The sequence below is a fragment of the Algoriphagus aquaeductus genome (genome assembly GCF_003253485.1).
GTDB lineage: Bacteria > Bacteroidota > Bacteroidia > Cytophagales > Cyclobacteriaceae > Algoriphagus > Algoriphagus aquaeductus.
This window is the reverse complement of sequence record NZ_QKTX01000001.1, coordinates 257824-270073: the sequence shown is the minus strand read 5'-3', so window position 1 is coordinate 270073 and position 12250 is coordinate 257824. Positions and strand designations below refer to the sequence as shown.

General features: G+C 44.3%; 6 protein-coding genes. 4 read left to right on the top strand and 2 right to left on the bottom strand.

Going from position 1 to position 12250, the window contains the following annotated elements:
- Positions 1 to 16 precede the first annotated feature (16 nt).
- From CLV31_RS01170 to CLV31_RS01155, 4 genes are all read left to right on the top strand, one after another.
- Positions 17 to 1552, top strand: a complete 1536-nt coding sequence (locus CLV31_RS01170; RefSeq protein WP_111391038.1) for a sialidase family protein — start codon at positions 17 to 19, stop codon at positions 1550 to 1552.
- Positions 1552 to 2703: an AGE family epimerase/isomerase gene (locus tag CLV31_RS01165; protein ID WP_111391037.1), complete on the top strand. Its 1152-nt coding sequence runs from the start codon at positions 1552 to 1554 to the stop codon at positions 2701 to 2703. Before CLV31_RS01170 ends, CLV31_RS01165 begins: the two co-directional genes overlap by 1 nt.
- Positions 2704 to 2844: 141 nt before the next feature.
- Positions 2845 to 4971: a GDSL-type esterase/lipase family protein gene (locus CLV31_RS01160; RefSeq protein WP_111391036.1), complete on the top strand. Its 2127-nt coding sequence runs from the start codon at positions 2845 to 2847 to the stop codon at positions 4969 to 4971.
- Positions 4968 to 6971, top strand: coding sequence for a family 20 glycosylhydrolase (locus CLV31_RS01155; protein WP_181452543.1), 2004 nt, complete (start codon positions 4968 to 4970; stop codon positions 6969 to 6971). Before CLV31_RS01160 ends, CLV31_RS01155 begins: the two co-directional genes overlap by 4 nt.
- A 31-nt stretch (positions 6972 to 7002) precedes the next feature.
- Here the strand turns inward: CLV31_RS01155 and CLV31_RS01150 are convergent, their stop codons facing one another.
- A complete protein-coding gene (locus tag CLV31_RS01150) occupies positions 7003 to 9414 on the bottom strand; it encodes an FtsX-like permease family protein (protein ID WP_111391034.1) in 2412 nt (803 codons plus the stop codon).
- Between the two features lie 296 nt (positions 9415 to 9710).
- Positions 9711 to 12155 (bottom strand): ABC transporter permease, encoded by a 2445-nt coding sequence (locus CLV31_RS01145; protein ID WP_111391033.1) that lies wholly within the window; start codon positions 12153 to 12155, stop codon positions 9711 to 9713.
- Positions 12156 to 12250 lie beyond the last annotated feature (95 nt).

Below are 12250 nucleotides of genomic sequence, written 5' to 3'. Positions count from 1 at the left end.
AAACCTGAAAATTACCATGATCAAACACATGCTTTCCATAATAGGGATTGGACTAGCAACCCTGATGAGCGCCACTTGTCAGGAAAAGACTAATTCTGCTAACTCTATAACCTATTCTCCGCTTTTTGTACCCCTTCCCCAAGGCCAATGGGTGGAAGTCGGTACTTTGGATTTGAATCGCCTTTCGCTCAACAAGGAAGGAAACCTGACTTTGGATATTCGGAGCGAAAGTTCTTTTGAGTCAGTAAGGCTCACAATAAAGGCCTCGGAAAAAGAGATCGAAGTCATTGCAGAACAAAAAGAGGTGAAGGGGAAAGTCCAGCTGGACTATAACTCTGAAAAAATTGGCCATTTGGATAAAATCACCATTTCTGTCAAGCTAAGTTCTGAACATAACCTGAGAGATCGGATAGAAATCAAGCCCACTTCAATAGAGACCGATGGCAAACAAATCCCTATTGTCCAATCCCGTCAAATCGAACCGTACCGAGTGGCTACTCCACTGAGAGATTTTGGCGATGACGGGGTTCACTCCTATCGGATTCCGGGTTTGGTGACCAGTACCAAAGGGACTCTTTTAGCAGTCTATGATATCCGCAGAAATACGAGTAGAGATTTACAAGGCGATATCGATGTGGGGCTGAGCAGAAGCACCGATGGAGGCAAAAGCTGGGAACCCATGAAAGTCATCATGGATATGGGTGAATACGGAGGACTTCCTCAGGATCAAAACGGTATCGGCGACCCTGCTATTTTGGTCGATCACGAGACTGGTCACATTTGGGTGGCAGCACTTTGGCTGAATGGCAAACCCGGAGAAATGGCTTGGAACTCTTCCAGGCCAGGGATGAGCCCTTCTGAAACCGGGCAATTTGTTCTGGTCAAATCGGAGGATGACGGACAAAGCTGGTCTGAACCCATCATCATCACTGACCAAATTAAAAATCCGGAGTGGAATCTCTTTTTCAACGGTCCTGGTAAAGGCATCACCATGAAAGACGGCACCTTGGTATTTCCGGCGCAGTTCAAAGACAAAGATCAGATGCCGCATAGCACGATCATCTACAGCAAAGACAAAGGAAAAACCTGGAAAGTCGGTTCAGGTGCCAAATCCAATACCACGGAAGCCCAAGTTGTGGAACTCCAAGACGGCTCCCTGATGCTCAATATGCGGGACAACCGAGGCGGAAGCCGATCGATTTCCATCACGAGTGACTTGGGAAAAACCTGGACCGAGCATGCCACTTCCAGATCAGCCCTACCCGAACCTGTCTGTATGGCAAGTATCATCGACAATCCTTTCCATGCCGGAATGCTACTTTTTTCCAATCCAGCTACTGAAAAAGGCAGACATCATATTACAATCAAAGCTAGCTTGAATGATGGGGATTCCTGGCCAGAGGACTTGAAGGTGCTTTTGGACGAAGGAACGGGCTGGGGTTACTCCTGCCTCACCATGATCAATGACAAAGAAGTAGGAATTCTTTACGAAAGCAGTGTGGCAAATATGACTTTTCAAATTATTCCACTCAGTGAAATCTTGACCAAGTAATGATCTCTTATTCAGAACAGTACCGCAAAGCCCTTTTGGAAGATGTGATTCCTTTTTGGGAAATGAATTCTCCCGACCCGGTTTATGGAGGATATTTTACCTGTTTGGATCGAGAGGGAAAAGTGTACGATACCGACAAATTTGTTTGGCTGCAGGGAAGGCAGGCCTGGACTTTTTCCATGCTCTTCAATCAGGTAGAAAAAAATCCCAAATGGCTTTCCTTGGCAAAAGACGGGGTAGATTTCCTGAAAAAATATGGCCGGGACAAAAAGGGTAACTTTTATTTTTCTCTGACTCGGGAGGGTAAGCCCTTGGTTCAGCCCTACAATATCTTTTCGGATTGCTTTGCTGCCATGGCCTTTGGTCAATATGGACTAGCAACACAGGATGAAAAAGTCCTAAACCTGGCCAAAAACACGTTTGAGAATATTCTTTCCCGAAAGTCCAATCCAAAAGGGAAATACGCAAAGTCTTACCCTGGAACGCGTCCATTAAAGAACTTTTCACTACCCATGATCCTAAGCAATCTATGTCTGGAACTGGAACCGCTACTTGACAAAGAATTGGTCGAGCAGACGATTGACGAGTGCATTCACGAAGTTATGGAGGTATTTCGGGATAAGGAGACCGGATTGATTTACGAAAACGTAATGCCTGATGGCAGTCTTTGCGATTCTTTTGAAGGCAGGCTCATCAATCCGGGACACGGGATCGAAGCGATGTGGTTTATGATGGACATTGCCCATCGGCGAAATAATCAGCACTTGATGGATCAGGCGATTCAGTCCGTGGTCTCCATATTGGAATATGGATGGGATACCCAATACGGAGGGATTTTCTACTTCATGGATGCAAAAGGCAAACCACCCTTAAGCTTGGAATGGGACCAAAAACTCTGGTGGGTACATCTGGAAACACTGGTTGCTCTGGCTAAAGCCTATCGATTCACCAAAAACCCTGAGCTTTTGAAGCTGTTTGAAAAAGTACACACCTACTCTTGGGAGCATTTTGCTGATCCCGAATCCGGGGAGTGGTTTGGCTATCTCAACCGTCAGGGAGAGGTTTTGCTCCCTCTCATTGGAGGAAAATGGAAAGGATGCTTTCATGTGCCTAGGGGATTATATCAAGTTTGGAAAGCCCTTGAGGAGTAAGGCTTCGACTGTCAGATGATGGATTTGCCACTCTGATTAATGCAATTCTAGGTCTTCAACAGATCAGGAATTTCTAGACACTTGGAGTTAAAAACCTAACCCCAATAACCCAGAAGGAAGCAATCATCAAATTATCAAAATATGAATCCAAATGTTGCAGAAAATGCTCTTCGAAAATTCTTTTTAATGGCTTGGTTTTCCTGCTTTTTCATTCAGGCGGGTTTAGCCCAAAAAATCAAAGTGGCCTGCATCGGAGACTCTGTTACTTTTGGATTTGGGATAGATTCCAGAAACAGGCTTTCCTATCCGGGGCAGCTTCAGGACTTGTTGGGGGATAATTATGCGGTAAGTAATTTTGGAAAAAACGGAACAACCCTACTCCGAAACGGACACAATCCCTATTTCAAAACGGAAGAGTTTAAACAAGCATTGGCATTTCGTCCGGATGTGGTTGTGATTCATTTAGGGCTAAATGACACCGATCCTCGCAATTGGCCTAGTTACCAGAGTGAGTTTGAGCAGGATTACGCTGCCCTGATTGATACCTTGAAGCAAATAAACCCAGCCACTCGGATACTACTGGCAGAATTGTCTCCGATTTTCAGCGGGCATCCCCGGTTCAAATCCGGCACTAGAGACTGGCATAAAGAAATCAGGCTAAAAATCAGGAAGGTGGCAACGGATCATGAGTTAGAATTGGTGGATTTTTTTGCTCCGCTCCACTCCAGGCCTGATCTTTTGCCGGACCAACTTCACCCGAACGTTGAGGGAGCAAGGATTCTTTCTCAGGCTGTGTATTCAAAGATTACGGGGGATTTTGGTGGTTTTCAGTTGGATAAGTTTTTTCAAAATGGCGCGGTCATTCAACAAAGTGAAAAAGTTTGGTTTTTCGGCAAAGGGAATCCAGAGGATACGGTTCAGGTTGATTTTCAGGAGAAAAAAGGGCTGACACGAGTGGATCAAAATGGGAAATGGATGGTAGCACTTGAGGGAATCAAGGCTGGGGGACCTTTTCCGCTAAAGATAGAATCCCCAAAAGGTAAAATGACCCTGGATTCCCTCTGGGTGGGTGAGGTCTGGTTGGCAATGGGCCAATCCAACATGGACTGGCCGCTTTCACAGTCCAATGACGGTACAGCAGCAGCCAATTTGAGTTCAGAAAAGGATCCGCCACATTTTTATACGTTTAGGCCTCAAGTGCCCATGGACCAACTGCCTTGGGATGAGGAAACGCTAAAAGCGGTCCAAAATCTTGATTTTTTTGAAGAAAAATGGCTCAGTGTAGAAGAACTTCCGAATGCTTCGGGAGTAGCCTATTTTTTCGGAAAGCGGCTGCAAGAGACCTTAGAGGTTCCTGTTGGCATCATACAAATTTCGGTAGGTGGGGCACCGATTGAATCTTTTTTGAGTAGAGCTTCGATCGAACAAGACGACCTTTTGGTCGATATGCTGAAGGATTGGAAAAAATCTGATTTTATCATGCCGTGGGTCAGAAGTCGGGTTGCTGAAAACCTGGGAGATCAGTTTGAAAGTCCCCAAAGACATCCTTTTGAGCCTGCTTATTTGCATGAATCCATGCTTTCCCAAGTCCGGAACATCCCCATCAAAGGCGTCATTTGGTATCAGGGAGAAAGTAATGTGCACCATCCAGACCTTTATCGAACTATGTTTGAGAAGTTGAGAAAGGACTTGCAAGAAGTCTTCGGAAAGACTTTACCCATCTTTACAGTTCAACTGCCGGGTATGTCCAGACCGGAATGGCCCTATTTTAGAGAAATACAGGAAGAGTTGGCGAATGATCTGACGGATGTCTACCTAATTTCCAGTATTGATTTGGGTGATAGTTTGGATGTACATCCAAGAAACAAAAAAGAAGTAGGGCTCAGATTAGCCAGTCAAGCACTCCACCTGACCTACGGGTTGAAAAAGTTTCCCATTCATGGACCAAAACTACTGTCCATTTCCCAAGACCGGAATCAATTGGTTCTTTATTTTGAGGCCTTTGGAAAATTACAAACCAGAGATAATCAACCCATAACCGAACTTGAGATCATCGCTTCAAAGGGCCGAAAAATCCCTATTGTCGGAAAAATTGAAGGAAATCATATTTTTATTCCACTCCCTCATGAAGTTGAGGCCGAGGAAATTTGGTTTGGTTTTTCTCCTTTTCCCCGGATCAATTTAACCGATGAGAGCGGATGGCCCGCTGCACCATTTCGATTTGAATTAACCCAAAAACCGATCCCATGCCTTACTCCTCGACTATGAATCGAATTGCTCTTTTTCTTGTGTGTTTTGTGGGTATTTTTCTTAATCGGTCTTTTGCCCAAGTAGAATTCCTCATTCCCAAACCGCAGGAATCTGTACTCCAAGAGGGACATTTCAGGTTTCAGGGAGGGAAAGAGGAATTCATCCAGTTAGAGGAAAAGCTTTTGCTGTTTCTCAAGGATTCGAGTCAGGTAATTGACTTTCCTTCCTGGTTTCAAATCCACTGGCTGAGTGAAATCCCCGAGGCTCAAGTAAATCATAATCAGGCTTATCGCCTCTTAGTCGACCAATCTGGGATAAAGTTTGAGGCCTTGACCTCGGCGGGGGTTTTCAACGCTTGGCAAACCCTGAAGCAACTTGGAAAAGAGAATGAATCTGGAACCTTATTTTTTCAAGCAGTACACATTAACGACTGGCCGGCATTTCGGATTCGTGGATTTATGCACGATGTGGGGAGGAGTTTTATTCCAGTAGAGGAGCTGATGGAACAGATTCGTATTCTTTCGGCTTACAAGATCAATGTATTTCATTGGCATTTGACGGAGGATTTGGCCTGGAGGCTGGAATCAGAAATTTTCCCCGAACTGACTGCGGCTGAAAATATGGAGCGTTTCCCTGGGCTTTTTTATACCAAATCGGATGTCCGCAAGCTTCTGGAAGTTGCCAAACTTCACCAAGTGACCGTAATACCAGAAATCGATATGCCGGGTCACAGTGCTGCGTTTAAGCGAGCTTTAGGAGTTGATATGCAGAGTCCTCAAGGAATCAGAGCCCTGAAAATGATTTTGGAGGAGGCGCGGGAGTTATTCAAGGATTCTCCTTACATCCATTTGGGTACGGACGAGGTGGAATTCACCGACCCTGAGTTTGTGCCGGAAATGGTTGCCTTTGCCAGAAGTCTGGGCTTCAAGGTGATTTCCTGGAATCCGGGTTGGGATTATCAGGAAGGGGAAATCGATATGCTGCATCTTTGGAGCTACCAGGGAAAGCGCAATGGGACTATCCCTGTGATTGATTCCCGCTTTCATTACATCAATCATTTTGATCCTTTTTCGGATTTGGTTAGCCTGTTTCGAAGCAATGTCCTGGGACAACCTCAAGGTGATGAGGTGGTAGCAGGATCGATCCTGGCGACATGGAACGACCGGAAATTGGCTGATTCCGAATCAATTTTACTTGAAAACAACTTTTACCCCTTGATGCTAACCTTTGCAGAGAGAACCTGGCAAGGCGGAGGAGATGGGTACTTTGACGAAGTGGGAGTACGGTATCCGGAGGCAGGTTCAGAGCGTGAGGCTTGGGAGGAGTTTGAAGACCGATTACTTCATCATCAAACCTCCTACTTTTCAAACCATCCATTCCCCTATGTCAAGCAACCTGAGTATGCCTGGAAAATCATCGGTCCATTTGATAATGAGGGAGACTTGGATCGGATTTTCCCTGTAGAAAAAGTACTGCTCTCGAATGATACAACATCCCTTGAATCCTTTCCTCAATTTGAGGCAAGAGGAGGCACGATTTATCTTCGGCATGTTTGGGGACCATTAGTACCTGCTTATGTAAGTGATCCTAAACCGAATTCAACTGCTTATGCTATCACAAGGGTCTATTCCCCTATCGATCAGGAAGTATCTGCTTGGATATCTTTCCAAGACTACAGCCGATCTGAAAGAGACTTGCCCCCACCTGCTGGCGATTGGGACTGGAAAGGCAGTAAGATTTGGGTAAATGGTCAGGTTATTTCACCCCCAAATTGGCAAAACAGGCATGTCGAGAAAAGCAACGAGATCGCTTTGGCAAATGAGAATTTTCAAAGCAGACCACCGACATCTATTTCTTTAAAAAAAGGCTGGAATCAGGTCGTATTAAAACTACCCGTGGGTCAGTTTAGCACTTCTGAATTGCGCTTGGTCAAATGGATGTTTACGTTTACACTTAGCAATGGAAAAGACCTTTCCTACTCTATTGTGTCAATGAAGGAAACTGAAAAGAGGTTATAAAGAATTAAATTCAAATCCTTACCTATCCCCACTACTCATCTTTCAGCACTTTGGCAGGATTGGTCAGTGCAGCAGCGTAGGAATGAAGTCCCACAATCAGTAGGCAAATCAACATCACTCCCACTCCGGCAAGTCCATAAAGCCCAAAAGGCATATCTATTTTGTAAGTAAATTCCTGCAGCCAAGATTGAAGGAAATAATAGGCAGGATAAATAGCTAAGGCAAAAGAAGTCAGGACGAGGAGCACATATTCTTTGGAAATCAAACCCAAAATCTGTGTTACCGAGGCACCAAGTACTTTTCGGATACTGATTTCCTTGGTCCGCTGAGCAATCGTATAGGAGGAAAGACCAAATAATCCCATAGCCGAAATCAAAATCGCCAAGAAACATGCTGCCCCCAAAACATTTCTGATCTTGATATCTTGAGCATAAAACCGCTCCATTTCCTCATCCAAAAAAGAAAATGAGGCGGTCTCATAGGGATAAATTTCTTTGTAAACCGATTCCAGATCAGACTTAGCCTGAGCGAGATTTTGACCCGGAGAGATCCGCACGGTGATGGTCTGAAAGAAAGTAGGATTGGTCGTCATTACCATTGGCCGGATTTCTTCCCGAAATGTTCTGGAATGAAAATTCCCGATTACCCCCACAATTTTCTTTTGGTTGCCATTGAATCTGATCTGGAGTCCAATAGCTTCCCCGGGATCAGTCAGACCCATTTCTCTGATAAAATTGGCATTGACGATCACCTCATCGGCAGCACCCAAGCCTTGCTTTCCGGCCAGGTGTTCGATTTGATTGACCCGGACAAAAGCCGAATCCACATTCATTACTTGGATAAAAATCTGTCGCTCACTCGTATCCACAGGTACATAGGCATCAGAGGTCCACAGACTGGAGGAAGAAACCAAACTACCGCTCAAGCTTGCACCCGTAACAAAACTCTGCTGACTCAATCTGTCCTGCAACTTTTGCATCTTGGCAGGTTCGGACATAAACGGCAACCGCGCATAAAGTAAAGACTCCTTTTCAAAACCCAAGGGCTGACTGCTCACATAGCGGATTTGCTGGTTTAGAACCAAGACCAAAATGATAAAAGCAATCGAAGCTGTAAACTGAAGAATAGTCAAATTTTTTCGCAGGAATACTCCCAATGAAAACCCGTGATTCACACCCATTTCCCCCTTCAATGCCCGTTGTGGTTGATAGCCAGAAAGTACCAAAGCAGGATAAATGCCGGTAATCAAAGTCAAAAGCAAAGGGAAGGATATGAAAAAAAGCAGGTTTGGTTGGGAAAGAGGGTTAATCCGGAGATCTGCCGGCAGATAGGACCCAAAAATCAATCGGATCACCTCCACCAAGCCAAAGCTCGTCAAAAGGGCTACGATCACAAGTACCAATGTCTCTGTCAAAAACTGAAAAATCAGCTCCTTTCTCCTGCTCCCCAAGGTCTTCCGGATTCCCACTTCTTTTGCCCTACTGATGGCCTGAGCGGTTTCCAAATTGATGAAATTCAGACAGGCCAATACCAATATGATCGACCCAACCCAAGTCAGCCCTTTCAGAAACTCCCTTGAAACGGCAGTATCGGTGTAGTTGCTGGAAAAATGAATTTCTGAGAGCGGTTCGGCAAAGAAGGAGGTCTTGGCCTCCTCATCTTTGGAATAGTGCTTTTGGGCAATCGCTTCCAATCCCCGATTCAGAGCCGAAGAATCAGTAGATTCGGAAACTTTGACGAAAAGGTTGGAACTTGAATTGACAGAGCCCCATTCATGAAGGCCATACCATTCTTTTTCCTCTTCTGTATCCAGGGAGGCATAAGAAATAAATTCATTAAAAATCAGATCCGTAGGCTGATCAAAATCAGCAACTACTCCGGTGATTTGAGCAATCAATGTGTCACGGTCCACCCAAGCAATCTCTTTGCCCAGGGCATCTGCAGGTGAAAGTTCAGGGAAATATTTTCTCAGCCTTGATTCGGTAATCACCACGGTGTGAGGAGCCTCCAGTGCCTTTTCGGGATTTCCAACCAACCACTTTCTTGGAAAAATTTTGAAAAATCCACCATCTGCAAAGGTCACATCGCTGTTTCTTCCCAAAACCCGATTCTGCTCTGGAACAAAAGTCAGAACATCATGGAGCGTGTAGAGAGTTGACTTGTGCGTCACGCTACTTAATTCCTCTTGGATCACATCTCCCAAAGGACCCGGGACGCCGGGATTGGGGAAAAGCCCCCCATCACCCCAATCAGTCAAGGTATTGATCCGATAGATATTTTCCCGATCCGGATGAAATCGGTCAAAACTATATGCATGGACAATCACATTGTAAATCAGGTAACTGATCGAGATTCCCAACGACAAACCCAAAATATGAATCAGCGATCGGAGCTTGTTTCGAGTCAGATTTCTCCAGGCGATTTTAAAGTAGTTTTTGAGCATGGGAGTTGTGGAAGTTAGGGAGTTGGAAATAGGGAGTTTTGAGAAATCAATTTTCAATAATCAAATTCAATGATCAATTATCAAATTCAATATTAAAGTGAACTCACACTGTCATCCCCTGAAATTGGTCATTCTCTATTGGTAATTTTTCGGCTGAATACTGGATTAATGAGACTTTGTTTTCGCCTCTCGTTTGGTCGCTCAAAACTCTTAATACTTGGGTCTTGATACTAGATATCAACATCTTGTGTCTTGTGTCTAGCGTCTTGGATCTACTATCTTGAGACTTCCCTACTTTATTCGTCTTTTAATGTTTTCACTGGGTTCATTTGTGTGGCACGCAAGGATTGGACAGTGACGATAGCCAAGGTGAATCCAATGCCGAGTAGAGTCAACAACAAGAAATTTACCCATGAAGGCCATTCCCTTGTTGCAAATTGCTCGATCCAATCTCTCATCAAAAACCTGCTAAGAGGCAAGCCAAACAAGACACCGGCTAAAGTGATCAAAAGAAACTCTTTATTAAACATCCAAGAAATACTCAAGCTTGAGGCTCCGAGGACTTTTCGGATACCAATTTCCTTGGTTCGACCAGCTATACTCAATGCAGCCATCGCAAATAGACCCATGGCAGCGATCAAAATGGCAATGGAAGCGGCTATAAAGACCATTTTCCCCAAACGCTCGTCAGCCTTGTATTGAGCTTCTACCGTTTCATCCAAAAAACTGAAGCTAAAAGCTTCCAAAGGAAAAACCCGCTTCCACTCTTCTTCAAGTATCGCTCGAAATGCTTCAAAGTTCATTCCTTTGCCTTTCACCATTACCTTGGGATTAGTCGCTGAATTGATCATCAGTTCGTTTATTCCACTAAACAGGGCTTTGGGACTTTTTGCCAAAAGGACCGGCTCAATTTGATTATAAAGCGAATTATGATGAAAATCCTTAACCACTCCTACAATCTGATGAGAGGTAAATCTGGAATTGGGCATCACCTCGCCCAGTGGATCAGACCATTTCATTGCGTTAGCAAAAGTCTCATTAATTATGAAAGCACTACTATCCGCACCGGGTTGAGGATTGAAGTCACGACCTTCGACCATCTCCAGTCCCATCGTTTTCACATAATCTCCTCCTACAAAATTGACTCTGAAATTGAACTGTTTCCCCTCTTCAGTGGGAAATCCGGCATTCCAAAATGCATCATCACCATAAGTGGAAATCGTAATCCCTGCAGACTGTACTTCTGATCGACCGGCAAGCGACTGACGATACAGTTCAGCCTGGGCAAAACCTGCCTCTATGGACTTGATAAAGCTTGTACTCGGATATTCCGGGACATCTACCAGCACCACCATCTCCTGATCAAATCCCAAATCAAAATTTCGGATCACATTCATTTGATTCACCATGATCATGGTGGAAGCGATCAGCAAAAAGGATATTAAAAACTGAAATGCGACCAAGCCTTTTCGTAGAGCCTGCTTTCCAAATCGAATGGATAAGTTTCCTTTCAACACTTGGATGGGACGAAGCCCTGACATAAATAATGCAGGATATGCACCAGCTAAAAAAGTAATGATACAGACCAGGCCTAATAAGATAAGGATTTGAATAGGACCGTAGACCAGCTGAAGTTGCTTTTCAAAAAGGTCATTAAAAATGGGAAGTAAAGCTTCTGCTAGAAGTAATCCCAAAGCCAAAGCTGAAAGTGTAATCAAAAAAGCCTCTGTCAAAAATTGGAATACCAGTTGGATAAATTCGGCACCCATGGTTTTTCGAACCCCCACCTCCTTAGCTCGGGTGGTTGCCCGACCGATCGCCATAGTGGTAAAATTGATGCAAGCGATCAATAGAATCAAAAATGCAATACCTGTCAGAATCAACAAAAGGGAGGGCCTTGTTGTTTCGGCCATTCCGGAATTGGACGCGTCCGAAAGGTGAATATCACTCAAAGATTGAAGTGTAAAATAATATTCACCCTCCTTATAATTAGTTCCCAAAGCTTTTTTCATCATCCCTTCCACCCCTGCTTCAATGGTACCTTTAGCCTGAGGATCGGTAATCTTGAGGTAAGTATCACCGTAGACATTGAACCAAGAGTTTTGACTTTGCTTACTTATCGAATAATCCAAGTTCAGGTTATTGATCAGCATTTCAAACTTGAGACTTGAATTGGCCGGAATATCAGCCAAGAGGCCTGTAACCTGGTACTCCTCGAAATTTTCACCCATTTTTAGTCGGATGGATTTCCCCAATGGATCTGCTTCTCCGAAGTATTTTTTGGCTACCGTTTCTGTAACCACCACACTATATTTATCCTCCAAAACTTTGGACCGATCCCCCTTCAGTAAGGGAAAGCTGAAAATCTCCAGAAAGTCTGTATTCACCAGGAGGTATTCCTGATTTTGTGTGATAGACTCATCTAAATAGGCCTGTGCTGAAGCCCCTATAAGTTGGGTAGCATGCGTTACTTGGGCAAATTCTCCTTTGAATGTCGGAGCCGTAATCACGGGAGTAGAAAAGGAACTTCCGATTCCATCCTCCCCCATTTCATGGCGCTCCAGTCGAAAAATAAGCTCGCTCTCCTCATGGAAGTCATCAAAGGTTAACTCAAACTGCACAAAGAAAAAAATTAAAATACTGACCCCTAAACCCAAGGTCAAGCCAATCAAATTAATCCCAAAATGAAGTTTGTTCTTGATTAGGTTTCGAAGGGCGATTTTAAAGTAGTTTTTGAGCATAGGAGTTGTGGTGGTAAGGAAGTTGGAGGTTGGGGAGTTAAGTCGATTTAGAGCAGCCAGTACCAGATGATAGATCTTTCCGTCTCGAGTGTAGG

Coding starts and splice junctions, on each gene's coding strand:
- CLV31_RS01170 (WP_111391038.1), top strand. CDS start 17: ATGATCAAACACATGCTTTCCATAATAGGGATTGGACTAGCAACCCTG.
- CLV31_RS01165 (WP_111391037.1), top strand. CDS start 1,552: ATGATCTCTTATTCAGAACAGTACCGCAAAGCCCTTTTGGAAGATGTG.
- CLV31_RS01160 (WP_111391036.1), top strand. CDS start 2,845: ATGAATCCAAATGTTGCAGAAAATGCTCTTCGAAAATTCTTTTTAATG.
- CLV31_RS01155 (WP_181452543.1), top strand. CDS start 4,968: ATGAATCGAATTGCTCTTTTTCTTGTGTGTTTTGTGGGTATTTTTCTT.
- CLV31_RS01150 (WP_111391034.1), bottom strand. CDS start 9,414: ATGCTCAAAAACTACTTTAAAATCGCCTGGAGAAATCTGACTCGAAAC.
- CLV31_RS01145 (WP_111391033.1), bottom strand. CDS start 12,155: ATGCTCAAAAACTACTTTAAAATCGCCCTTCGAAACCTAATCAAGAAC.